General features: G+C 64.6%; 23 protein-coding genes and 1 pseudogene. 7 read left to right on the top strand and 17 right to left on the bottom strand.

The genetic code is table 11. The features are described 5' to 3' along the window. Window positions 1-8: 8 nt before the first annotated feature. Window positions 9-1799, bottom strand: a complete 1791-nt coding sequence (locus ABD05_RS31245; protein ID WP_047904050.1) for an acyl-CoA dehydrogenase — start codon at window positions 1797-1799, stop codon at window positions 9-11. A gap of 445 nt (window positions 1800-2244) precedes the next feature. Here ABD05_RS31245 and ABD05_RS31240 point away from each other — a divergent pair, with 445 nt between their 5' ends. Then, a complete protein-coding gene (locus tag ABD05_RS31240; RefSeq protein ID WP_047904049.1) occupies window positions 2245-3150 on the top strand; it encodes a ketopantoate reductase family protein in 906 nt (301 codons plus the stop codon). Further along, window positions 3147-3362: a hypothetical protein gene (locus ABD05_RS31235; RefSeq protein WP_047904048.1), complete on the top strand. Its 216-nt coding sequence runs from the start codon at window positions 3147-3149 to the stop codon at window positions 3360-3362. The genes ABD05_RS31240 and ABD05_RS31235 overlap by 4 nt, the downstream gene beginning before the upstream one ends. A 149-nt stretch (window positions 3363-3511) precedes the next feature. Here the strand turns inward: ABD05_RS31235 and ABD05_RS31230 are convergent, their stop codons facing one another. The 6 genes from ABD05_RS31230 to ABD05_RS31205 form a co-directional block, all read right to left on the bottom strand. Beyond that, window positions 3512-4441: an anti-sigma factor gene (locus ABD05_RS31230; RefSeq protein ID WP_047904047.1), complete on the bottom strand. Its 930-nt coding sequence runs from the start codon at window positions 4439-4441 to the stop codon at window positions 3512-3514. After that, complete coding sequence (locus tag ABD05_RS31225; RefSeq protein WP_047904046.1) at window positions 4438-4986, bottom strand: RNA polymerase sigma factor; 549 nt, start codon at window positions 4984-4986, stop codon at window positions 4438-4440. The genes ABD05_RS31230 and ABD05_RS31225 overlap by 4 nt, the downstream gene beginning before the upstream one ends. A gap of 465 nt (window positions 4987-5451) precedes the next feature. Beyond that, complete coding sequence (locus ABD05_RS31220) at window positions 5452-6684, bottom strand: MFS transporter (RefSeq protein WP_047904045.1); 1233 nt, start codon at window positions 6682-6684, stop codon at window positions 5452-5454. Window positions 6685-6774: 90 nt separating this feature from the next. Then, on the bottom strand, window positions 6775-8046 hold the full coding sequence (locus ABD05_RS31215) for an epoxide hydrolase family protein (RefSeq protein ID WP_047904044.1): 1272 nt from the start codon (window positions 8044-8046) through the stop codon (window positions 6775-6777). 132 nt (window positions 8047-8178) lie between these two features. Further along, a complete protein-coding gene (locus ABD05_RS31210; RefSeq protein ID WP_047904043.1) occupies window positions 8179-8595 on the bottom strand; it encodes an organic hydroperoxide resistance protein in 417 nt (138 codons plus the stop codon). An 84-nt stretch (window positions 8596-8679) separates the two neighbouring features. Continuing rightward, entirely contained in the window at window positions 8680-8925 is a 246-nt protein-coding gene (locus ABD05_RS31205) for a DUF4148 domain-containing protein (protein ID WP_047904635.1), read from the bottom strand. A 344-nt stretch (window positions 8926-9269) separates the two neighbouring features. Here ABD05_RS31205 and ABD05_RS31200 point away from each other — a divergent pair, with 344 nt between their 5' ends. The 3 genes from ABD05_RS31200 to ABD05_RS31190 all read left to right on the top strand — a co-directional run bounded on the left by ABD05_RS31200 (window position 9270) and on the right by ABD05_RS31190 (window position 12116). After that, entirely contained in the window at window positions 9270-9752 is a 483-nt protein-coding gene (locus tag ABD05_RS31200) for a cupin domain-containing protein (RefSeq protein WP_047904042.1), read from the top strand. A gap of 55 nt (window positions 9753-9807) precedes the next feature. Continuing rightward, window positions 9808-11088, top strand: coding sequence for a phthiocerol/phthiodiolone dimycocerosyl transferase family protein (locus tag ABD05_RS31195; protein ID WP_047904041.1), 1281 nt, complete (start codon window positions 9808-9810; stop codon window positions 11086-11088). 92 nt (window positions 11089-11180) lie between these two features. Beyond that, complete coding sequence (locus ABD05_RS31190) at window positions 11181-12116, top strand: NAD(P)/FAD-dependent oxidoreductase (protein ID WP_047904634.1); 936 nt, start codon at window positions 11181-11183, stop codon at window positions 12114-12116. 162 nt (window positions 12117-12278) lie between these two features. Here the strand turns inward: ABD05_RS31190 and ABD05_RS31185 are convergent, their stop codons facing one another. The 6 genes and pseudogenes from ABD05_RS31185 to ABD05_RS31165 form a co-directional block, all read right to left on the bottom strand. Next, window positions 12279-13472, bottom strand: coding sequence for an MFS transporter (locus ABD05_RS31185; protein WP_082146304.1), 1194 nt, complete (start codon window positions 13470-13472; stop codon window positions 12279-12281). Window positions 13473-13760: 288 nt separating this feature from the next. Further along, complete coding sequence (locus ABD05_RS31180; protein WP_047904040.1) at window positions 13761-14348, bottom strand: NADPH-dependent FMN reductase; 588 nt, start codon at window positions 14346-14348, stop codon at window positions 13761-13763. A 202-nt stretch (window positions 14349-14550) separates the two neighbouring features. Next, window positions 14551-15510 carry a LysR family transcriptional regulator gene (locus ABD05_RS31175; protein ID WP_047904632.1) on the bottom strand — a complete coding sequence of 320 codons (960 nt, stop codon included), beginning with the start codon at window positions 15508-15510 and terminating at the stop codon, window positions 14551-14553. Window positions 15511-15739: 229 nt separating this feature from the next. Continuing rightward, window positions 15740-15880, bottom strand: a pseudogene (locus ABD05_RS38095) (LuxR C-terminal-related transcriptional regulator); the annotation flags it as partial. Between the two features lie 70 nt (window positions 15881-15950). Further along, window positions 15951-16379, bottom strand: a complete 429-nt coding sequence (locus ABD05_RS31170; RefSeq protein WP_047904039.1) for a DUF3331 domain-containing protein — start codon at window positions 16377-16379, stop codon at window positions 15951-15953. Between the two features lie 79 nt (window positions 16380-16458). Beyond that, window positions 16459-16659 carry a hypothetical protein gene (locus ABD05_RS31165; protein ID WP_047904038.1) on the bottom strand — a complete coding sequence of 67 codons (201 nt, stop codon included), beginning with the start codon at window positions 16657-16659 and terminating at the stop codon, window positions 16459-16461. A gap of 610 nt (window positions 16660-17269) precedes the next feature. On the opposite strand from ABD05_RS31165, the gene ABD05_RS31160 reads away from it, so the two are divergent. Together ABD05_RS31160 and ABD05_RS31155 are read left to right on the top strand one after the other, a co-directional pair. Then, window positions 17270-17563: a DUF4148 domain-containing protein gene (locus ABD05_RS31160; protein ID WP_047904037.1), complete on the top strand. Its 294-nt coding sequence runs from the start codon at window positions 17270-17272 to the stop codon at window positions 17561-17563. Between the two features lie 229 nt (window positions 17564-17792). Then, window positions 17793-18722: an alpha/beta hydrolase gene (locus ABD05_RS31155; protein ID WP_047904036.1), complete on the top strand. Its 930-nt coding sequence runs from the start codon at window positions 17793-17795 to the stop codon at window positions 18720-18722. On the opposite strand, the gene ABD05_RS31150 is transcribed toward ABD05_RS31155, so the two are convergent. From ABD05_RS31150 to ABD05_RS31135, 4 genes are all read right to left on the bottom strand, one after another. After that, the gene (locus ABD05_RS31150) at window positions 18719-20011 is read right to left on the bottom strand and encodes an MFS transporter (RefSeq protein WP_047904035.1); all 1293 of its coding nucleotides are present in this window, start codon (window positions 20009-20011) and stop codon (window positions 18719-18721) included. The genes ABD05_RS31155 and ABD05_RS31150 overlap by 4 nt on opposite strands. A 337-nt stretch (window positions 20012-20348) precedes the next feature. Further along, a complete protein-coding gene (locus tag ABD05_RS31145) occupies window positions 20349-21416 on the bottom strand; it encodes an ATP-binding protein (RefSeq protein WP_047904034.1) in 1068 nt (355 codons plus the stop codon). Between the two features lie 136 nt (window positions 21417-21552). After that, entirely contained in the window at window positions 21553-21936 is a 384-nt protein-coding gene (locus tag ABD05_RS31140; protein ID WP_047904033.1) for a response regulator transcription factor, read from the bottom strand. A 132-nt stretch (window positions 21937-22068) separates the two neighbouring features. Beyond that, window positions 22069-22737, bottom strand: coding sequence for a response regulator transcription factor (locus ABD05_RS31135; protein ID WP_047904032.1), 669 nt, complete (start codon window positions 22735-22737; stop codon window positions 22069-22071). Between the last annotated feature and the right edge of the window lie 86 nt (window positions 22738-22823).

Raw genomic sequence — 22823 nt, 5'->3', positions numbered from 1 at the left:
TCAATCGGTCAGAACTGGTCTTCCGTCAACGCGAGCACGCTCTCGTTGCCCTTCGCGCCGACGATCGACGCTTCCAGCGCACCCGCCTGCACGAGAATGTGCTCCGCATAGCATTGCGCAATCGCGATCTTCGCGTCGAAGAACGCCGGATCGCTCGCGCGGTTCGCCTGCGCGGCCACCAGCGCGCGCGCCATCTGCCACCCGCACAGCACCACGCCCGCCAGCTTCAGGTACGGCACGCTGCCCGCGAACACCGCGTTCGGGTCCTGCTTCACGTTCGCCACCACGTAATCCACCACCGACGACAGCGCGCGCGCCCCCTGTTCCAGCTGCGCCTTCATCGACGCGGCCGCCGCGCCATCCAGCCGGCCCAGCGCCGCCACCGTCTCGCCGATCTCCGCGATCAGCGCCTTCGCCACCGCGCCGCCGTCGCGCATCGTCTTGCGGCCGACCAGGTCGTTCGCCTGGATCGCCGTCGTCCCTTCGTAGATCGCCAGGATCCGCGCATCGCGGTAGTACTGCGCCGCGCCCGTCTCCTCGATGAAGCCCATCCCGCCGTGCACCTGCACGCCCAGGCTCGCCACGTCGTTCACCATCTCCGTGCTCCAGCCCTTCACGACCGGCACCAGATACTCGTAGATTGCCTGATGACGGCCACGCGTCGCCTCGTCCGAATGGCGGTGGGCAATGTCGCTGTGCGCGGCGGCCACATAGGCCAGCGCCCGCGCGCCTTCGGTCAGCGCACGCATCGTGCCGAGCATCCGGCGCACGTCCGGGTGATGGATGATCGTCACCGACTGCTTGGCCGAGCCGTCCACCGGGCGGCTCTGCACGCGTTCCTTCGCGAATTCCGCCGCCTTCTGGTACGCGCGGTCGGCCACGCCGATCCCCTGCATCCCGACGCCGAAGCGCGCCGCGTTCATCATGATGAACATGTATTCGAGGCCGCGGTTCTCTTCGCCGATCAGGTAGCCGATCGCGCCGCCGTGGTCGCCGTATTGCAGCACCGCCGTCGGGCTCGCCTTGATCCCGAGCTTGTGCTCGATCGACACGCAGTGCACGTCGTTGCGCGCGCCCAGCGAGCCGTCGTCGTTGACCATGAACTTCGGCACGATGAACAGCGAGATGCCCTTCACGCCTTCCGGCGCATTCGGCGTGCGGGCCAGCACCAGGTGGACGATGTTGTCCGCCATGTCGTGCTCGCCCCACGTGATGAAGATCTTCGTGCCGAACACCTTGTACGTGCCGTCGCCCTGCGGCTCCGCGCGCGAGCGCACCAGCGCCAGATCGGAGCCCGCCTGCGGCTCGGTCAGGTTCATCGTGCCGGTCCATTCGCCCGAGATCAGCTTCGGCACGTAGCGCTGCTTCTGCTCGTCGGTGCCGGCCGTCAGCAGCGCCTCGATCGCGCCGTCGGTCAGCAGCGGGCACAGCGCGAACGACAGGTTCGACGCGTTCAGCATCTCGATGCACGGCGTCGCGATCAGCTTCGGCAGCCCCTGGCCGTCGTACTCGGCCGGATGCTGCAGCCCCTGCCAGCCGCCTTCGACGAACTGGCGGAACGCGTCGCCGAAGCCCGGCGTCGCGGTCACGACACCGTCCTTCCAGCTGCTCGGGTTGCGGTCGCCTTCGACGTTCAGCGGCGCCAGCACCTCGCCGCAGAACTTCGCGGACTCGTCGAGCACGGCCTGCGCCGTGTCGTAACCGGCATCCTCGAAACCCGGCAACTGCGCAACGGCGTCGATGCCCGCGAGTTCCTTCAGCACGAACAGCATGTCCTTGACGGGGGCGTTATAGCTCATGGTTGATGTTCCAATCAGGCGGTGAATGAGGCGCGCTACCGGGCCGGTACGGCAAAATCGGCCAGACCCGGGCGACGACGTGACCCATCGTAATGCCGCGAGGGCCGATTCCCGTTGTCATATCCGGCCCACATGGTGACAAAATCGGCCACGCGATGCGCGGGCGCGGCCGGTAACGGCCCGCCGGATAGGGGTTTGGCCGGATCGGGGCAGCGGCGGGCCGTCGGTATGCCCGGGTGATGGGGTCGAAGCGGCGAGCGCGTTGACGACGCGTGCCGGTTATGGGAGCCGGTTCATTCACCGGACCGTGCGCGACAACCTTCCGCAACTTCGGGAATAAACAGCGGCACTTGCGTGTTCAATGTGGATGGACGGCCCGACGGGCCGGTCTTGCGCGTGCACTTTGTGCATGCGTGAAGTGTTCACGGGTTCCCTTGGAGCAATCATGCGGTTTGCAGTTTTGGGCGCCGGCGCGGTTGGCTGCTACTTCGGCGGCATGCTGGCGCTGCACGGCCACGATGTCGTCTTCGTTGGCCGGCCGTTGCACGTGGACGCGATTCGCGATAACGGATTGCGCCTCCAGACGCGCGCGTTCGACAAGCGCGTGCCCGCCAACGCGTCGACCGATATCGAGGCGGCCAAATCGGTCGATGTAGTCCTGGTGTGCGTGAAATCGGGCGACACCGCCGAAGCGGCGCGCAAGCTAGGCCGCATCCTCGCACCGGACGCCGCCGTGGTCAGTCTGCAAAACGGAGTCGACAACGCCGCGCTCTTGCGTGCCGAGATTTCGCAACCCGTCATTTGCGCAGCCGTGTATGTCGCCAGCGAGATGGCCGGCCCGGGGCATCTGTTGCATCACGGCCGCGGCGATCTCGCGATCGAAGCAGCGCCGCCCAGCGAACCGCTCGCGGGCGTCCTGCGTGCGGCGGGCATTCCCACCCGGATCGCCGACGACGTACGCGCGACGCTCTGGCAGAAGTTCATCCTGAACTGCGCCTACAACGCGGTTTCGGCTATCGTGCAACTGCCGTTGGGCGAGATGCCGCATCGCGCCGCACTGAGCGAAACCATGTGCGCAGTCGTCGCCGAGTGCATCGCCGTTGCTGCCGCCGAGGGTGTCCACTTCGCCGACCCGCCCGCACGAATCGTCGAGCAAATCGAAGCGACGATTCCGCCGGGGCAGTATTCGTCGACAGCGCAGGATCTGGCGCGGGGCAAACGCAGCGAAATCGACCATCTGAACGGCGCGGTCGTTCGGCGCGGCCTTGCCGCAGGCATCGGCACACCGGTCAATCAGACGCTCTGTCTGCTCGTGAAAATGCTGGAAGCGAAGGCTGCGGCAAGGCCGTGATCGCACGCGGCCAGGTGTTCGCTGCCGTTTTCGGCCCGGACGGCCGCGGGAAACGGCGCGATTCGCCGTCGGTCCTGCACAACGAAGTTGCCCGTCTGCAAACCAACGGAAAAGGAAGGTTCATCGCTGAACTTCAGGAGCAGGCGCGGCAAATGGACGCCAGCCTGAAACGGCTGATCGCGCCGACGCCCGACGCACCCGGCGAAGCGTAGCGCGCTTGCATATCGGCAAGCCTGCGCCGCACCAGCGGCGTCAATACCGCGTCGCCGCTCGGCGGCAGTGCCGCCGCGAATTCAACGCGAAACTGGCGTGGAAATGCGCGCCTTGCGACCGAAATGCGCTGGAAACCCGGCGATCTCCTTCAACTCGCGATCGCGTGGTCGGCATGCGGCAACTGACCGAGCACTTCCCCCACGCCGTTTTCGGCTATCTGCTTGCCGATTGCGCCGAGGTCGGTGTCGCCGGGCCGGGCGATCAGCGCATAAGTGATCCGGGCACGCCGCCATGTCACGACGTCCATGCTGCCGACCTGTTGTCGGGCGAGCGCCGTGTCGGGCTTGTCGTCCTGCATCGCGCACAGCGCCACCGGCATGCCTTGTTCCGGCAGATAGACGATCTGCACCAGCGGCTTGTCGTTGAAGTGCAGGCGCTGTATGCGCTTGAACGTCAGCCCCGCCGCGCGCAGGTCCGGAATCCGTATCGGCAGCCCGTCGTCACGGCGAATGTTTTCCACCGTATGCGCCGCGACAGCGAGATTCGACGAATCGAAAGCAACGGTGTCGCGCGTATAGAGTCGCTGATAATTCACGGCGGCCATGACCCAAGGGGACGCCTTCGTCTGCGCAACCACAGGTGCGCCCTGCGGTGCGAAGCCACCGTGAGCCGCGCCCGGCGCGAAGCGCAGGATGGCGCCGCCGCAGAACGCGCCCGCGACGAAGGCCACGGCGAGCCACGGCACCATCGTGCGAACGCGCGAGCGTATCGGCGCCGCGCGCACCTCGGGTTGCGACGCAGGCACATCCATCGGATGACTGACGCCAACCGCGGAGATGTCCGAAGGCGCGGCGTACGCCTGCGCGATGTCGGCGACCTTGCGCACCAGGCTCTGCGGAACCGACGGCCATTCCTGCTGCTCGAATGCACGCCGATACGGCAACACCGATGCTTCGAGCCGTGCAACGCGTGTGGCGATATCGGCCGACGTTCCGATCGCCCTCTCGACTTCCTCGCGCTGGTGCGACGTGAGCGCTCCATCCACGTATGCCATGAGCAGGATGTCGTCCATTTTCATGCCCCCCGATCCTCGCTATTCGCTGCCCTTTTCACACGTCGTTCTTTTCGATCGATGAACAGGGAACCGATCGTCTGGCGAGCTCGCGAAAGCCGGCTCATGATCGTACCGATGGGTACGCCGAGCGCGTCGGCCGCTTCGCTATAGCTGAGCCCCTCTACGCCGACCAGCAGCATGACCACCCGCTGGGCTTCAGGCAACTGCTGCACTGCCCTGACGATCTGACCATCCAGGGCCTGTTGCTCCAGCGTCGGTGCAGCCGGATCGGAGACGGTTTCGAGGAAGTCGTCGTCCCACTCCATGCCCGCGCGCCTGCGCACGCTGCGTGCGCGGAGCTCGTTGAGCCAGGTGGACTGGACGATCGAGAACATCCAGCTCAGCGGCGCGGTGTCCGGTCGCAATTGATGCGCGCGCTCGAGTGCGCGAAGGCACGCGCACTGCACGAGATCTTCAGCATCGTGGCGATCACCCGAGATCCGTAGCGCGAATGCCCACAGACGCGGGAGCATCGAAGGCAGCATGGCGGACAGTTCGGCTGCGGTCATCTACGTCGATCCTCCCGCGGTGCGACCAAGCCGACGTTGAGAAACTGCAGTATCTGACATGTATCCATGGGTTTAGGCGAAATTGAGCGGGCGATACCCCCCAGGTAAACAGTTGGTCGGCGAAGATATTCCATCGCCGTCGTGTGTTGACCGAATTGCCTGATCCCGGCGCGTTGCGGCCGGGAAGCGCGTTCGCTCATGCTCGAGCGATCGATGGATAGGTCAGCAACGCGAACTGCACCAGATCGACGCCGAAATGCGCGAGCATGGCCGACCGAACGTCACGCAGGCTCGCGCAGCTCGAGGACGGTCGGTAACGGAAGCCGGCGTACACGACGCTCTGCCGGATTCCCGCTTGCCAGACCAGAACACTTGAATGCCGGCTTTATTCCGACGGCGCGGTGACGGACTAGTGTCGCCGCTATCGTCCGCCATATATCGAATTCCGCAGAAGCCTCCGCGAAATCACGGCGATTCGGAAACCGCGGGAAAGGCCTCGTCTTTCGGCGCCGACGTGGGCCGAAGCAGCGGCACCATCAGCGTGATACCCGTGGCCACCAGAAACAGCATGAAATAGGACGCGAAATAACCCTCCGTCCGGTCGCGGAGATACCCGAAGGCGAGCGGCCCCAATGCGGCAACCAGATAACCGATGAAGAGCATGAATACGCTCCACGCGTTGGTCTCGGCGGGCGAATGGGTGTGGTCGAGCGGCAAGGTCATCGCGAGCGTGAAGCACATGCCTTGTCCGATCGCGATCAGGACGATGCACGACACCGGATAGGCGGTCGGCGCGAACGCCAGCCCGCCGATGCCCACTGCCGTGATGGCCGACGCGAGGCCGAGCCGGCCGCGCCGGTCGGTGGAGCGACCGGCCTTCATCCCCATTCCGAAGCTGCTGAGCGCGAACACGCAGGTGAAGAGGCCCAATACAAGACCGGGCGACAGCGTCTCGATATGCAGCTCGGCACTCGACGACGCGAGCCACGCAAAGCATGCGTACACGATGAACTGGCTCGCGCCGAAATAAGCCGCGACCCGCCACGCGTGGATGTTGCCCCACGGAAGGCCGACGGCCGACGGCGCTTGCACAGCCTGCCGAGGTTGCGCTTCCGCGGCCTTCGCGTCCTGGAAGCGCCGTGCCAGCCCGCGCCAGCTCAGGATCGCGGTGATGCAAAGCACGCTCCACAACGCGACGGCCACGCGCCAGCCGCCGAAATGCAGCGCGATATAACCCGACGCGCTCGCCGCGACCGTCGCGCCGACGCTGAGCCCCGCGCTGTAGATACCCATGAAGAACGTCGCGTCGCGCGCGAAGTGCTTCTTCACCCAGCCGCCGATCAGCGAACCCGAAATCGCGATGCCGATGCCGGTAAAGACGGTGCACAGAAGCAGCACGCCGGCGGAGCCGGCCAGCGCGCGGGCGACCATCGCGACGCCCAGCAGGGCCAGCGCGGCCACGACCGCGTTGTCCGTGCCCAGTCTGCGCGCGACGCCCGGCGCGGCGAGCGCGAAGACGCCCATGCAGACGTCCGGAATCGCGGTCAGCAGGGACGCCTGCGTGTAACTCAGGCCGAAGCTCTGCTGGATCGATTCGAGCACCGGCCCGATCGAAACGATGGGCGGGCGCAATGCAATCGAGAGTATCAACAGCGCGATGGCCGCGGCTGCCTTTCGGGTATCGGGGGATTCAGACATGACAATTCCTGGCTTGACCGTGCTCGCGTCGCGTCGGCATCGGAACGCGACGGCGACCGCGGCACGCGATCGCCGTCGAAACCTGCTTGCTCAGCGCAGTGTCCGGAACGCGGCGCGCACTTCGCTTGCGAGCAGTTGCGGCTCTTCCCACGCGGCGAAATGGCCGCCCTTGTCGACTTCGTTGAAGTAGATGAGGTTGTGGTAAGCCCGCTCCGTCCAGCTGCGCGGCGCCTGATAGATCTCGCCGGGGAAGATCGTCACGGCAGCCGGCATCGAAATGTCCACCGCGTTGAAGTTGTTGGAATGATCTTCCCAGTAGATCTGCGCGGCGGACGTCGCGCTGTTCGTCAGCCAGTAGAGGGAGATATCGTCGAGGATTTCGTCGCGGGTGAGCGAACGTTCCGGCACGCCGCCGCTATAGGTCCATTGCGAGATCTTGTCGTACATCCACGCGGCCTGGCCGGCGGGCGAATCGGCCAACGCGTAACCGACGGTTTGCGGACGCGTGACCATCATCGCGGAATAGCCGCAATTGTCCTTGTAGAAGACGTTGAGCGAATCGTATGCGGCCTTTTCCTTCGGCGACAGCCGGCCCGGCGCGGGTTCGCCGAGTGCGAGCAAGGACGCGATGTCCGGCGGCACGGTGGCCGGCATGTTGACATGGATGCCGATCAGCCCCTTCACCTTCTGCATCGCCATGCGGTGCGAAATCACCGAACCGCAATCGCCGCCTTGCGATACGAAGCGCGTGTAGCCGAGTCGGGCCATCAGTTCACCCCATGCGCGGGCGATGTGATCCGAGCCCCAGCCGGTCGTTTTCGGCTGCTCGGAGAAGCCGAAGCCGGGCAGCGACGGAATCACGATGTCGAACGCGTCGTTCGCGCTGGCGCCGTACGCGGTCGGATCGGTCAGCGGGCCGATGACCTTGATCAGCTCGAAAATCGAACCTGGCCATCCGTGCGTCATGATCAACGGCAGCGCGTTCTTGTGGCGCGAACGCACGTGAATGAACTGGATGTCGAGGCCGTCGATCTCGGTCATGTACATCGGCAGCGCGTTCAGCTTTGCCTCGCCTTTGCGCCAGTCGTAGTCGGAACCCCAATACTGGAGGAGCGCCTGCATTCTCGCGAGCCGCACGCCTTGCGATTCGTCGTTGACGGTCTCCTTGGCGGGCCAGCGCGTCGCCGCGATGCGGCGCCGCAGATCGACGAGCGCGGCCTCGGGCACGCTGGCCTTGAACGGACGGATTGCCGTGTTGCCGGTTGCGGCGAACACCGATCCGGGAATCAGCCCCATGGCGCCGACAGCGACGGAAGCGGCAAGCACGTGGCGTCGACGGGGAGAAAACGGTGTGGATGACATGATGGGTATCCTGGCGCGAGAAGAAAACCGCGTATCGATCGCGACACGCGGGAGTGTTTACTGGAAGCGCGCACCACGCCGGGCGCGCCGATCATGCAAACGGCGTCGTGCGCGGGTCCGGCAGCAGGCGAGTCAAACGACGGCGACGACGACGTCGATGTTGTTGCGCGTGGCCTTCGAATACGGGCAGGTCTGGTGCGCCGCGTCGACCAGCGCTTGCGCGACGGCGGCGTCGACGCCCGGCACGCTGACGTTCAGTCGTGCCTGCAGGAAGTACGCACCGTCGTTCATGGCCAGATCGATCTCCGCATCGACATGCGTGTCGCGCGGCAGCGCGATCTTCAGCCGTTGCGCGGCCAGGCCCATCGCGCCGATGAAGCATGCCGACCAGCCTGCGGCCAGCAACTGCTCGGGATTCGTGCCGGGCGCGGCCGAACCGGGTCCGGACAGCTTGACGTCCAGGCGGCCGTCCGAGCTGTGGGCAGCGCCATCGCGACCGCCGGTGGTGCGGGTCTTGCCGGTGTACAGGACTTTCGTTTCTTGGCTCATGATCGGTGTCGTATTGAACTGGGTGGGTGACAGCGGTGGGTGAATGGCGATGCTTTAATTCGGCGTTGCGTCGGCAGCCGGAAATCAGCCGCCCCGATAGAGCTTGTCGAGCGCCGCGAGCTGGCCGTCTTTCTCCGCTCGAACCAGTTCCGCGCGCACTTCGGCACGCGTCCTTGCCTTCGGCGACGGGGCGACCGACGCCGACTGGCGCGCCTGCTGTGCGCCATGGTCGTTGGCGCTCGTGTCGGCGGGGCTGCCTGCGTAAGCAGAAGCGGCGGTTGCAACTGCGGCACAAGCCGCAAAAACCAAAGCGATCGTCTTTGCCTTCATGTCGTTCTCCTGGAGCAATTCAAGTTTCGCGAATCCAGCCGGGTACTCGGTGGCGGCTTCATCCTGCGATGTCTGCCCGAGTGCCTCGATCGGACCCAGTCGTTGAGATGCATTAAATCCAGGCCACGTATCTGGCGTGTGTCTCGATAACGGGGCTATTGCAATGCCATGTATCTATTCCGGTCTCGTACACATTAAGAAACAAATCTGCCGTTCCATTTTCGATAACTTTCCAAAATGGAAATCGCTTTTCCGACAGAATGACGCTCCAATGAAATGACGCCGCAATGGCGAGCCCGTCCATTTGCGTCGTTGCCACAGGAAAACCCAAGGAGAAATCACCGATGATCAGATACGCAATCGGAACGCTGGTGTTGGTCGGCGCCATGACCTCGGCCGGCGCGCGCGCTGAAACAATCAAGCCGATCAAGGCGTCGAAGTCCGACCTGGCCGGTGCGATATTCGCTCGCGCCGATGCCGTGAAAAAAGACGAAAACGGCGAGCGGAGCGCCGACGTCGTGACGTTCACGTCGACCGACACGGCTTATCAGACCGGCGTCTATCGATCCGGGCCTTCGCATGAAGAAATCAAGGGGCCGCGAGGATTGCCGTACAACGAGTTCCTGTACTTTCTGTCGGGCAGCGTGAAGCTGACCTCGTCGGACGGTTCGGTGATGGTCGTGAAGACCGGCGAAGCCGTCACGCTTCCCAACGGATGGACGGGGCATTTCGACACGCCTGGCTATACCAAACTCTACGTGACCTACAGCCCCGACGACGCAAAAAAGCAGTCCGATATATCGGCTAATCCGAAAAAGGCGGAATAGCGATCCGTTCTCGCGTGTTCTGTCATACAGACACCCCTTCCGCAGGAGCGAGACGATGCAGAACCCGCAACAGGAAATCGACAACGATCAATCGACCGCGCCGGCATACGTCCGCGGACTCGGCAGTACGGAACACCTGTTCTGGTTGCTCGACCAGAATCGGCCGACGCATTTCGCGATGGTTGCGGAGATCGACCGCCGTTTTCCGCCGACAGCATGGCATGCGGCTTTTCGCGCGCTCCAGCGGAGGCATCCGCTGTTGTCGACCTGTATCGCCGAAGACGCGCAGATGAATTCCGGCTTCCATCGCGCACCCGATGCCGTGGTGCCATTGCGCGTGATCGAGCAGAGCGACACTTCGTGGCGCGCGGAAGCGGCCCGCGAGATCGCGACGCGCTTCGACTGGTCGGCAGCGCCGCTGTTGCGCGCGACCTTGCTGCAAGGCGAAGGCAACTCGACGCTGATCCTGGTTGCGCATCATTCCGCGGTCGACGGCATGGGCAGCGCGTATCTGATCGACGATCTGCTGCGATTGCTGTCGGGCGAGTCGCTGGCGCCGTTGCCGTTGGTGCAGTCGCTGGAGACCGTGCTCGACGCCGACCTGAACCGGACCGACGTCTTGCCGGACGCACCGCCTGCGCCCGCACCCAAGCCGTTTCGCCCGGACGCCGCGGACGTGCCGCGTGTCGACGCCGTCGAGCTTTCGGCTGAATCCACGCGCCGGCTCATTGCTCGCGCGCGTGTCGAGCACACCACCGTGCACGGCGCCGTAGCCGCGGCCGTTCACGAAGCGGGCCGGCGTCTGTCGAGCGAATGGTCCGGGCGCGCGTTGCGCACCGTCACGCCGATCGACCTGCGCCATCTTGCCGATGAAATCGGCGTCGCCAATGGCGTGTACATCACGCAGACCATCACGGTCGACGACTACCCGTGCGGTACTGATCTATGGACTGTCGCTCGCAAGATCAAACAGGATCTCGCACCTTTTCAAACGCGCGCGAGCGTCGCAGCGGAACTGAAAACGCTCGATGCCGCGATGTCCGCGCGGCCGAGCGTCGAACACGCGGCCGGGTTCCTGTCGGCCGTGCTGGCCTTCGACGTCCTGCTGTCGAATCTGGGCAATCAGCCCATTGCCGCCGCTTACGACGGCTTGTCGCTCAAAGCGCTATGGGGCCCCGTCGTGACTTCGGGCTTCGCCGACGACCAGGCCATCGGCGTGTGCACGATCGACGGCATTCTGCGGCTCACGCACACGAGCTATGGCGCGATACCCGGGCTGCTCGGCGAAGTCCGGGCGATTCTCGACGAAGCCGTGACGGCACCGTCACGCCGATGACGAGGCCAGGTGAAGATTCTTTCGCATGAAAAAATCTTCACTCGTTGATTCGCGCGCCTTCTCCGGTGACGGAGACGAAAAAGATATCGCTTATGTCTGCTTTTGACGCAATTATCGTGGGCGGCGGCTCTGCCGGCGCATCGTGCGCCCTGTGGCTCAAACAGCTGGGATTTCAACCTTGCATTGTCGAGCGGCGCCCGAAACTGGGTGGACTACAAAACGAAAACCCCTACCCGAATAACTGGATCGCGCCGGTGGTCGGCCTGCACGGCGAAGACGTGGCGCGCGGCATGCATGCCAACATTCTCTCCCGCGGTATCGCATGCCGCCTGCGCACATCGGTGGAGTCCGCAACGATCGACCACGGCCGGTTTGTCGTCCGGGTCGTCGATGCCGCGGGCCGGCAAGATTTCCTTTCCAGCCCCTACCTGGTACTCGCGTCCGGCGTACGTCCCGCGGACGGCGGGCTTCTCGCGGGCCCCGATCGGGTGATCGGACCGGGCAAGCGGATCGACGACCGGGATTTCCACGGCAAGTCGGTCGCGATCTTGGGCGGTGGAGACAACGCGTTCGAAAACTACGAGCTGATTCGCGCCAAAGGCGCGGCCAGGGTTCACATCCATGCGAGATCGATTCGTGCGAGACGGGAGTTCCTCGAGCGGATTCCCGTGACGGACGTGCGTATCGGGCCATACGAGGTTTGCCCCTGCACGTCGACGGTCTCGGGATGCCCGTACGATGTGATCGTGGTTCTCTACGGCTGGGCTCCGGCGCTCGAGTTCATGCATGGTTTCGATCTGGTGCGCAACGCCAGGGGATTCGTGTCGACGGACGTCAGCACGACCGAAACGTCGATATCCAACGTCTTCGCGATCGGCGAGGTTGCGCAGAGAATGCATCCGTGCTGCGTGACGGCGATGGCAGACGGCGTGGTGGCTGCGAAGGAAATCCAGAAGCGCATCGAAGCGGATTCCCGGGACAATTTCATTGCGGCTGTGCGCTCCGCAGCGTTGCAATCCTCGCGTTGAAGCGACGCAAATCGCAGCGGGTTCGGAAAGGCTTCGCGCACGCGTGTCACGGCGATTCCCGTTCCGCATGACTCAGCGTGTTGCCTTGCGGGAATCCGACTCGCACCGCTTCCGTTGCAGGAATGTTCCGAACCCTTGCGCGTCCGGAACGTTCCCGCGCCATCAGAAGGCCACGAGCGAGGCTCGCTTCCGGTGCTCGACAATCGACAGCAGCAGCGCGGCCATGCCGCACGCGGCGATGAGCATCAGCAGCGTCGTCTTGCCCATGCTGACCAGCACCAGCCCGCCGACAGCGGGAAATCCGAACACGCCGACGAAATAGGACGCCACGAACCAGGTCAGCACTGCGTGGCGGTGCCGCGCATCGGTACTGTTGACGGCCTGCGCCTGAACGATCGGATAGATGAGGCCATACCCGGTACCGAGCAGCACGGCGCTGACCGAATGAAGCATCGTGTTGTGCGGCACGGCGAACGTCACGGCGACGCTCAGGATCATGAAGCCGAGGAGGATCTGCGTGGTCGCGCTGACACGCAGCTGAATCACGATCGCACCGAGCAGCCAGCGCGTGACGACAACCGTTGCCGAATAGAGGCCGAAGAACGTGCCCGCCTTCACGCCCGTTTCCTGTGCCAGCGACATCTGGAACGTCATCAGGCCCGAGAACACACTGGAGCCGAGCGCGATGATCGCGATCGGGTAGATCGCATGCGTACGGGCGATCGCACGAATCTCGCGCAACCACCGTTCCCGTATCGGCGGCGCGACGGCGAGCGGCGCAGGCGACAGGCGCCCGAAACATTCCAGCATCAACGCCGCCATCGCGCACAATCCGCCGACGGTGAAGAAAACGGTGCCCGTCGTCCAGTGCCAGTTGCGTATCGCGAGCGCGGCGACTGCCGGGCCGCCTCCGACTCCGGCCATCTGAAACGAGCCGAACCGCAGGAACCAGCGCTCGCGCTCGGTATCGGTAGTCCGCTCCGCCAGCATCATCGGCGCCGCAAGGTAGAACCCGCCCCAACCGACGCCGACCAGCAATCCCGGCACGACGCTCAGCGAGCCGGTGCGCCCGATCACGGCGAAGCCGACGACGCCCGCGCCGACGACCAGCGCGGCCAGCGCGGTCGTACGCGCCGCCCCGATCCCGTGTGCAAGCCACGCGACCAGCGGCAGGCCGATCAGCGTGCCGACCATGGCTTCGGCCAGTGCGGCCCCCGTATCGACGTCGTTGCCTCCTGCCGAACGAAAATGCATCGACAGAAGAAATGTCGCGCCGTATCCGCATGCAGTCAGCAGCGCGGCGAGCAGCCCGAACGACGCGACGCGCGGGGACATCGTGCGTGGATAGGCCATCATGGCTCCCCTCTTTCAAAAATCCGGCCCATTCGAGCTGGCGGCGCCGGAGCGACGCGCCGGCGTGATGTCACGCGTCGCCGCGCGCGTCCGGCTCGACCGGCCAGCCGCATGAGCCCATGCCCATCGATTCAGGCCCACCGCGAAAAAGGCGGGAGCCGGTCGCACCATGATCCATGCAATCTGCCGGCAAAGGAACGAACCGTTCCGGTGATGCGCCGCATACGTTCGTATGTGCGTCGACAGCATCGTTGCCGGCCCGCTCCCCGGTCCCGGCAAGATCGCGCTCGATCAGGCCGGACGGCCGGCATGACGCGAAGCCGTTCGGTACAGCGCGGCGCCGACACCCCGGACCAGCTTCCCGGCATTCGCGTCCTTGAGCTGCCCCTCGGCATCGAATGCGTCGTGCGCTGCACTCAGCGCGAACGATTCGGGGATCACCAGCATCCCGAGCTTGTCCAGCACGGCCCGCATGCCCATCTGCGAGCGCAGTCCGCCGAGTTGCCCCGGGGAAGCCGACACGAGCGCCGCCACCTTTCCGCCAAGCAATGCCGCGCCGGCCGTTCCGTCTTCGCGCGGCCGGCTGATCCAGTCGATCGCGTTCTTCAACAATGCGCTGTAGCCGCCGTTGTACTCCGGTGTCGCGATGAGCACCGCGTCGTGCGCGGCCACCAGCGCCTGCAGCGCGCGAACCCGCGCCGGCACACCGATTTCGGCCTCCAGGTCGCCGTCGTAGATCGGCAGTTCGTAATCGGAGAGGCGTACCGGCGTCACCGTCGCGCCCGCGTCGGATGCACCGCTCGCAGCCACATTCAGCAGCTTCTGGTTCAGCGAGTCGCGGCGCGTACTGCCGCTGATTGCAAGAATCCTGATGCTCATCACACTCCTCGATATCAGTAGATCGGCGTTCCGATCGGTTGCGATCTGCCGGCGGCGGTCGGTACTCGATCTTGCCGCCCGGCAGGAAATACAGAATCAACGCCTGCTTCGTGACGGTTCAAGAACCGCCGGACGATCAAACTTTTCCATTCCGGTATGCGATATCGGGATACCAGGGTTGCAGGATCCGGAACACGGGCGTTCAGACCAAGCTGCAGCTTCGGCGCGTTTCCATGTCCCGCAACTCGGCTTCCTGAGCCGTCAGCTTGACCGATATCGCGTCGCGCAGCAGCTCGACCCAGGTGCCGATCTTCGCATCCAGATATTGCCGCGACGCGTAAAGCGCATGCAGTGTGACGGTCTGCAGCCGGTACTCGGGCAAGACTCGTATCAGCGAGCCGGCCCTCAACGCGGGTAGCGCGCTCGCGACCGGTAGCGCTCCGATTCCGATTCCGCTGCCCAATGCAGCCGACAGCGCCTCTGCGTTGTTGACGCGAAAAAACGTTTCGGTCATTGCAAACTCGGCGCGTCCGGCAGCCCCATCGAACGACCAGCTGTCGGGGGAAAAGAACGGCGTCACGACCTGCACGCACGCGTGCTTCCTCAGTTCATCGACGTCCCGCGGCACGGAATTGCGCTCCAGATAGGCCCGCGACGCGCAAAGCACGCTGTATGAGGTTCCCAGCCGATGAGCCACGAGCCCGGAATCCGGGAGGTTGCCGAGCGTCATCTGCACCGTGACGTCGTAGCCATCATTCAGCAGGTCGGGAATTTCCTGTCCGAGCGTCAGCTCGATCGACACGTCGGGATAACGCTCACGGTACAGTGCCGCGGCGGGCGCGACGTAGTACTGTCCGAGGCTGGGTGTCGCATGAATACGCAATCGTCCGATCGGACGTGCATGCGTGTCGGCGGCCTCGCGTTCCGCCGCATTGATATCGGCCAGAATGCCGCGACAGCGATCGAGATAGCGTGCGCCGGCCTCGGTCAACGCAATCCTGCGCGTCGTGCGATTCAGAAGTCGTGTGCGCAAGTGCGCTTCGAGATCCGACACCGACCGGGAAACGTAAGCGGTGGAGATCTCCATACGCCGCGCGGCAGCCGTATAGCTGCCACATTCCGCGACTCTGGCAAATATCCGCATGTTCTGTAGCGTATCCAAGCGCCCCTCGTCTTCGAAGTCGAACCACACTCAACACCGTCAAACCGTGCACCATGGCGAGGCGAACGGACAGGCCCGTCAAGAACACCGTTGCCCGACGTGCCAGCTTACCGCCGTGCAGCCGCGCCGCCATCATATGTGCGTATAGGTCTGGCGTCCCCAACGACGGCGGCCAGGCCAGCGCGCAAGCGCGCCCGATGCCGAGCGCCTCCGTCTTGCGCACCCGCTCGGCGACCGAACGGCACTGCATCTTCCGCATCGCCTGAACGCGATGAATCCGGGCCGCGATGTCCGCCATCGCCGTGTTGCCCGCGATCTGCTTGTTCATCATGCCTGCGGCGATCCGGTGCCGATCGAATTCGCGCGGCAATACAGCCTTCTGTCTACGGCAGATGGTTCGTGAAACGCCCGGCTCCGTTCAGAAAACCCACGCGGATCGATCAGTCCTCTTCGATCTCCTGCAACGCCGACGCCAGAATCATCGCGTCGGCGTTGAGCGGCTTCGGATGATCCGGGCGCGGCTGGTAGACGGCGTCGCCACGGTGGATCGGATGCCCGCTCACCGCACAGACGCCGTTCACTATGGCACGTGACGCCTGCCAGAGCTGGTCACCGTACGAGCAATGCGTCGAATCGCGCCATGCGATCGTCACGGTCGTTGCAGTAGGACGATCGACAAAGTTGACCAAGCCCGAGCGACGCACGACGCTCACCGGCCGCTGGTGCGCCACGTATCCGGACACGCACCCGCGCTGCGTCTCGCACAAAGGCGCCACCACGCGCGCATCGCTGCTCCCGCTCAATTGCGCAAGCAGACCGAGCGTCTGCGTCCACGGATCCACCGCCATCGCGCTCGTCGCGAAATCCATCGTCGTCCTCATTGCGTCAACACCTCCAATCGTCCCTGGGCACACGCCGCCAGAGGCGGCAGCGCTTGCCTTGCTACCGTCAGGCAACCACTGCGTGATGACGACCACACGGCTCGGTCGACTGGCATCGCCCGTCATCAAGCGGCGACACGGCATCCGGGCACATCGACATCGTGCGCACGGTCGGCACACGCGCTTCGCCGGCGAAGTCCCGGTCGGCGCCGCGAAAAAAGACCTCGCTGACGGCGAGGAACACCGGGATCCGTTCACTGATCGACATTTGCCTTCATCCTCGAGCGGTAAGGGGTTTCTCGGGCAAAGCGCCTGAGCGCCGCCGTGAAACGGGACTGCGAACGCAACCCGCGGCGCAGTGAAGACAAGGTATCGAAACCGGATGCACGGGGCTACTTGTACGAAGGGATGATCAGGGCAATCGATGGTTTGACCGGACCCTATCGACGTTGAATCACACACTGCCGTCACCCGCGCCCCGTATCGCTTACCGGAACGCAGCGGCCTGGTACGTCGACGACAGACGCGCCGACACGGCCCGGGGTATCGACGGGCGGATGCAGCACAGCTGCCCTCCCCGTCAGCCACCTGTCGTGGCGATCGGGTTCGGGGCGTTGCGCGGACCGATGCGATGCGAACCGCACCGCCGCCGCAGTGAGCGAAGCCGTCGCGGCAAGACCGATACGGCATCGCCCGATTTTGTATCGCACCGTATCCAGGGCCGCGCCCGAAACATCAGCATGCACGAAGCCCGGGTTGCGGAAACATCGCCGATACGTTGGCGGGTTCTACTGTCGACATGCGGAAGACATGCGACATACGACGCTGACTCGGATGTCCGACGGTCGATCCGATCACTTGACTTCAGGAGCCCTCAGATGAAAGCCACTCGAATCCTCGCTGCCGCCTTGCTTGCCATCGTTCCCGTCGTGTCCTTCGCCGATGCCGGACACAGCCTCACGCGCGCCGCCGTGCGCGCCGATCTCGTTCGGCTCGAGCAGGCCGGCTACAACCCGGCCCGCAGCGAACCGCGCTATCCGGACGACATCGCCGCCGCGCTGCAGATCGCACGCTCGGACCAGAACAGCCCGTCGAAATCCCAAGGCGACAATACCGCCGATGCGACTTCGCCCGACCGGCATCGCGACGCGACGCACGCGCGCACGGCATAACGGTCCGGGTTCTCCAACGAGGCTATTTGCACGCCTTCAGGATTCCTTTCCGTTGTCGCCGTTTGCAAGCGGCGCAGCGGCAATTGCAGGACTTCACGTCGGCCCAGGCAACAGGCGATGAACATACGAACGTATGTGGGCAGTGATTCGCACGAGTCTGCGGCGTGACGTGGTGGCTCCTGCGGGCCGATATCGGGAAACGCCTCTTTTGCACGCCATTGGATCAACCATGAAAATATTCGTCAGCTTCGACAGCGCCGGGGTGAAACTCGCCGGCCACCTCTACCTTCAGCCTGCCAAAGCCGGGATCCTGCGTCCTGCAATCGTCGTCGGCCACCCTGGCGCCGGCGTCAAGGAACAGGCTGCCGGTTTGTACGCGCAGCGTCTGGCCCAGCAAGGGTTCATCGCGCTTGCTTTCGACGCGGCCCACCAGGGCGAGAGCGAGGGCGAACCGCGCGGACTCGAAGATCCCGCCCACCGCATCGAGGACTTCAAGGCCGCCGTCTCATTCCTCGCGACACGGGACGACGTCGATCCGAATCGCATCGGTGCGCTGGGCATCTGCGCATCCGGCGGCTACGTCATTCCCGCCGCCGCCACCGACCGTCGCATCAAGGCGGTGGCGACGGTCAGCGCCGCGGACATCAACCTGCAGTTTCGCTTCGGCGCGGATGGTCATCAGGATCCCGCAATATTCCAACGCATGCTCGATGCCGCCGCAGCGGCTCGCATTGCCGAGGTCAACGGTGACGGCGTGGGCGTGTTTCAGATTTTCCCGACTGAAGAACTTGCACGGTCGGGCGACCTGCATCTGTTCGAAGGCTGGGAGTACTACTGCTCGCCGCGCGCGCATCACCCTCGCTCAGCCAGCTTCTTCACCTGGAACAGTGTCGATCGCATCGCACACTTCGACGCATTCCGGTTCATCGACCTGATCGCGCCGCGTCCGTTGCTGATGATCGTCGGCACCGAGGCCGTGACGTCATGGATGTCGACGGACGCCTTCGCCAATGCGCAGGAACCCAAGGAACTGTGCTGGGTTGAAGGCGCCACCCATGTCGCCCTGTACGACAAAGCGCCGTACGTCGATGCTGCCGTATCGAAGCTCGGCGACTTCTTCGGTGCGAAGCTGGGTGCGCCTGCTACGGCATCGGCCTAGCGCGCGGGGCGCAACGCGAGACCTGCCAGCGCCCCGACGATACACAGCGCGCCCACATAAATTTCCGGCGCCTGCGGATTCGATTTCAGCATCACCGACACGAACACCGGCGTAAGACCACCGAACACGGCATACGCGACGTTGTACGAGAACGAGATGCCCGAAAAGCGCACGATCGGCGGAAACGCGTTGACCATCGCAACCGGAATCGCCGCAACCGCACCGACGAAGAAGCCGGATACCGCGTAGAGCGGCAGCAGCAACGACGGATCCACGGCGAGTTGCCTGGCCATCAGGAAATACGATGCGCCGAGCAGCAGGCAGCCAACGAAGATCGTGCGGCCGGTGCCGATCCGCCCCGCCACCGAACCGGCGACGACGCATCCGATCGTCAGGCAGAACGTGGCTGCCGAATTCGCCTGTAGCGCGAGCGCGGGGTCGATATGAAAGCGCTTTGCGACGAGCGTCGGCGTCATCAGGATCACGACGACAATCGCCGCGGTCAGCGTCCACGTCAGGATCATCGATACGAGCACTGCCCGGCCATGATCGCGCAGCACGGCTTTCAACGGCACTTCGCCGGCCAGCAACCGGCTCTGCTTCATTTCGATGAACACGGGCGTTTCATTGAGCCAGCGTCGCAGAAACGCGGACAGGATTCCGAACAGGCCGCCGATGACAAACGGCATCCGCCACGCATAGGCACTGATTGCCGCAGGCGAATAGTGATGGTTGATCGCCGACGCGATCAGCGAGCCGAGCAGGATGCCGAACGTCAGGCCGCCCGTCAGCAGACCGCACGCATAGCCGACATGACGCGGCGGCACATGTTCGGAGACGAACACCCAGGCCCCCGGCACCTCGCCGCCCACCGCCGCACCTTGCACCACCCGGCACAGCAGGAGCAGCACGGGCGCAGCAACGCCAAGCGACGCATAGGTCGGCAGCAGCCCCATCATCAGCGTGGGCAGGGCCATCAGCATCACGCTCATCGTGAACATGCGCTTGCGACCGACGAGATCGCCGAAGTGCGCCATGATCACGCCGCCGAGCGGCCGCGCGAGATAGCCTGCCGCAAATACACCGAATGTCTGCACCTGGCGCAGCCAGTCGGGAATCGACGGCGGGAAGAACAGATGGCCGATCACCGCTGCAAAAAACACGTAAATCACGAAATCGTAAAACTCCAGTGCCCCGCCTAACGCGGCGAGTACCAGCGTTCGGTGATCACTGCCTGCCAGCGGACGATGCGGTACAACCGGAATCTGACGCGAGTCTATGGAATTCATCTGGAAGAGGTCTGGTTCAGGGACGGCGCGCCAACCCATTGACGTGCTACTCGCTCATAACACCTGACCGGTTCGTGTCATTCCATGGCGCGCCGATTGATCGACGTGGCTGACGTTGCGCATCGATGACGGCAAGCCCCTTCGGCCGCCGTCAGGCCGGAAAACACCGGCATCTTCGAAAGCACCAGCCGACGACCGAATTCAGTTGGCGCCAACTCGTTGAGAACCGAGCGACGCAGGCTCTCGCTGCAATCCCGGCGCCACGCCTAGACGATCGCTTTGGCTTCGCCCGGCGGGGCAATGTCGTCACGCTCGCCAATGACATCGCCCCATGCCGTCATGCGACGGCGAGCGGCAACGTCACTCTCGCTTCGAGGCCTCCGGTACTGCGGTTGTTCAACTGCAATTCCCCTTGCATCGCCTGCGTCAGACGGCGCGCGATCGCCAGCCCCAACCCCGATCCGGACGCGCGCGCCGCTGTCTGCGGCGCTCGATACCAGGGCGCGAACACCGCCTCCAGCTCCGCCGGCACGATGCCGGGCCCCGAATCCACCACGCTGAGCATCACGCGTCTTGCCTCGACCCGGACACACAGGCGGACGTCGCCGCCGTAACGCAGCGCATTGTCGATCAGATTGACGAGCACGCGGCGCAGCGCGTGCGGGCAGGTCACCAGCGGATGGCCCACCCGCCCGTCCAGGCCGACGGTCAGGCCCGCGTCGCGATAGGTGTCGACCAGCACGCCGAGCAACTCGTCCGCGTCGACGCGCCGCGGCGGCTCCGCCACGCTGCATTGAAGCCGCGCGCAGGCAAGGCTTGCTTCGACCAGTTCCCCCATCTCGGCAAGATCGCGCTCCATCGCGTCACGCAACGCGCCATCTTCCAGCATCCCGCTACGCAGCATCATCCGCGTCAACGGCGTGCGCAGATCATGCGCGTACGCGGCCAGTACATGCAGCAACTCTGTCACGCGTTCCGCGTGCTGGCGATGCGCGTCGTTGATCGCGCGTGTCAGCCTTGCGATCGAGGGCGCGCCGCGTTCGACCAGTGCGTCGGGCAGCGCGTCGACGCCATGATGCTCGATGGCCGCGGCGAGCTGCCGGATTCTCGCGTCCAGCCTCCGCGTACGCAGCCACAGCACCGCCGCTAGCGCAAACAGGATACCGGCCGCACTTGCAAGCAGCAGACCACCGCCGGCAACGGGAGGCAACGCGTTCGGCAGCATGGCGCGAGCATCATGCATGCGCTCCGCGACGAGCAGCACGCCAGCGGCGAGGACAAGACGGACGGGCCACACGATGAACTCGCGCACATACGGGAACCCTGCGCGGGCGACGTTGCGTATGCGACGCGCGATGCGGAATTCGGACAAGGCCCCGCACGATAAGGTAGGAAGGTTCGCCATCTTCGTTCTCCTGTCGCCGCCACGGCGGACGGTACAGGAAGAATGAAAACACGCAGACGGGGGCTCGCACCATCAAACGAGCGGCCATCCACCCCCTACGAAGGTTTAGGTTGCCGTGGCGGCAAACCGCGGCGGATCAGCCGTAGCCGAGCGCGCGGGCGAGCCACGTCTCGAGCTCCTGCGCGTCGATCGGCTTCTCGAGCAGACACAGCGCGGCGCTGGCCCGCACGCGCTCGCGCTCGCGGGCAGTGGCGAATGCCGTGACGAACATGGTCGGAATATTCAGGCCGCGTGCTTCGATCCGCTCCAGCACTTCGAGGCCATCCATCTCCGGCATCTGGATGTCGCAGATCAGGCAGCCTGTTCGCGACGCCACGTCGGAAGCCAGGAATGCCGGGCCCGACGCAAACTCGTGCGCCTCCCCGCCCAGCGAACGCACGAAGCTTTTCGCGGCGGCGCGCACGAACGGGTCGTCGTCGACAATCGATACGAGATCGGTGGCTGAGAGTGAGAAAGGCATCCCTGCTTATGGCGAGTGAACGGAACGGACCGTCCCGACTACGGCTACCCAAGTTGCCAGCATACCGCCACGCCGCCGCACCGTCACCATATCTACGTATGGGGTAGGCTTTCCCCGATGACGGTGCCGCCGCTAGCGTGCGGGCGGCCCGATTCCGAGCGCAGTCATCTTGCGCACCAGTTCCGCGACCGAGCGGCACTGCATCTTGCGCATCGCCTGACCGCGGTGGATCTTGGCCGTGATCTCCGCAATGCCCATGTTCCCCGCGACCTGCTTGTTCATCAGGCCCGCCGCGACGTGTTGCAGCACCTCGCATTCTCGCGGTGTCAGCGATTCCCAACACGCGCGCAGATCGAGCAGCGAGTGATCGGCCTCCAGCCGTTTCGCGTCGCGATCGAGCGCCGCGATCACCGCATCGATCATTTCCTGGTCGTGGAACGGCTTCGTCAGGAAATCCATCGCGCCTGCTTTCATTGCTTTCACCGTCATCGCGATATCGCCGTGCGCCGTGATGAAGATGATCGGCATCTGCGGACCGCCGTTCTCGACCAGCGACTTCTGGAACGCAATCCCGCTCTGCCCGCGCAGCCTCACGTCGAGCACGAGGCACGACGGTCCGGCGCCCTTCGGCGCCGCGAGAAATTCTTCAGTCGATGCAAATGCGCGAACGTCAAGGTCGATCGATCGCAGCAGGCCGATCAGCGCGGCACGAATCAACTCGTCGTCGTCGACGACGTAGACGACACGGCCGTTCCGATCCGCAGATGAAGGATTCGGGTAGGGCATTCTGGTTTCGGGCATCGAAGTATTCGCTGGTGAATTTGCAGGGATGGCCGCGTGGCGGCTCGAAGACATCGCGAAGGACCTGTCCGTCCGCCGCGCCGCGC

The sequence above is a fragment of the Burkholderia pyrrocinia genome (assembly GCF_001028665.1).
Taxonomy (GTDB): Bacteria; Pseudomonadota; Gammaproteobacteria; order Burkholderiales; family Burkholderiaceae; genus Burkholderia; species Burkholderia pyrrocinia.
This window is presented reverse-complemented; position numbering and strand designations above follow the sequence as displayed.

Coding starts and splice junctions, on each gene's coding strand:
- ABD05_RS31245 (WP_047904050.1), bottom strand. CDS start 1,799: ATGAGCTATAACGCCCCCGTCAAGGACATGCTGTTCGTGCTGAAGGAA.
- ABD05_RS31240 (WP_047904049.1), top strand. CDS start 2,245: ATGCGGTTTGCAGTTTTGGGCGCCGGCGCGGTTGGCTGCTACTTCGGC.
- ABD05_RS31230 (WP_047904047.1), bottom strand. CDS start 4,441: ATGAAAATGGACGACATCCTGCTCATGGCATACGTGGATGGAGCGCTC.
- ABD05_RS31225 (WP_047904046.1), bottom strand. CDS start 4,986: ATGACCGCAGCCGAACTGTCCGCCATGCTGCCTTCGATGCTCCCGCGT.
- ABD05_RS31220 (WP_047904045.1), bottom strand. CDS start 6,684: ATGTCTGAATCCCCCGATACCCGAAAGGCAGCCGCGGCCATCGCGCTG.
- ABD05_RS31215 (WP_047904044.1), bottom strand. CDS start 8,046: ATGTCATCCACACCGTTTTCTCCCCGTCGACGCCACGTGCTTGCCGCT.
- ABD05_RS31210 (WP_047904043.1), bottom strand. CDS start 8,595: ATGAGCCAAGAAACGAAAGTCCTGTACACCGGCAAGACCCGCACCACC.
- ABD05_RS31205 (WP_047904635.1), bottom strand. CDS start 8,925: ATGAAGGCAAAGACGATCGCTTTGGTTTTTGCGGCTTGTGCCGCAGTT.
- ABD05_RS31200 (WP_047904042.1), top strand. CDS start 9,270: ATGATCAGATACGCAATCGGAACGCTGGTGTTGGTCGGCGCCATGACC.
- ABD05_RS31195 (WP_047904041.1), top strand. CDS start 9,808: ATGCAGAACCCGCAACAGGAAATCGACAACGATCAATCGACCGCGCCG.
- ABD05_RS31190 (WP_047904634.1), top strand. CDS start 11,181: ATGTCTGCTTTTGACGCAATTATCGTGGGCGGCGGCTCTGCCGGCGCA.
- ABD05_RS31185 (WP_082146304.1), bottom strand. CDS start 13,472: ATGATGGCCTATCCACGCACGATGTCCCCGCGCGTCGCGTCGTTCGGG.
- ABD05_RS31180 (WP_047904040.1), bottom strand. CDS start 14,348: ATGAGCATCAGGATTCTTGCAATCAGCGGCAGTACGCGCCGCGACTCG.
- ABD05_RS31170 (WP_047904039.1), bottom strand. CDS start 16,379: ATGGATTTCGCGACGAGCGCGATGGCGGTGGATCCGTGGACGCAGACG.
- ABD05_RS31165 (WP_047904038.1), bottom strand. CDS start 16,659: ATGTCGATCAGTGAACGGATCCCGGTGTTCCTCGCCGTCAGCGAGGTC.
- ABD05_RS31160 (WP_047904037.1), top strand. CDS start 17,270: ATGAAAGCCACTCGAATCCTCGCTGCCGCCTTGCTTGCCATCGTTCCC.
- ABD05_RS31155 (WP_047904036.1), top strand. CDS start 17,793: ATGAAAATATTCGTCAGCTTCGACAGCGCCGGGGTGAAACTCGCCGGC.
- ABD05_RS31150 (WP_047904035.1), bottom strand. CDS start 20,011: ATGAATTCCATAGACTCGCGTCAGATTCCGGTTGTACCGCATCGTCCG.
- ABD05_RS31145 (WP_047904034.1), bottom strand. CDS start 21,416: ATGGCGAACCTTCCTACCTTATCGTGCGGGGCCTTGTCCGAATTCCGC.
- ABD05_RS31140 (WP_047904033.1), bottom strand. CDS start 21,936: ATGCCTTTCTCACTCTCAGCCACCGATCTCGTATCGATTGTCGACGAC.
- ABD05_RS31135 (WP_047904032.1), bottom strand. CDS start 22,737: ATGCCCGAAACCAGAATGCCCTACCCGAATCCTTCATCTGCGGATCGG.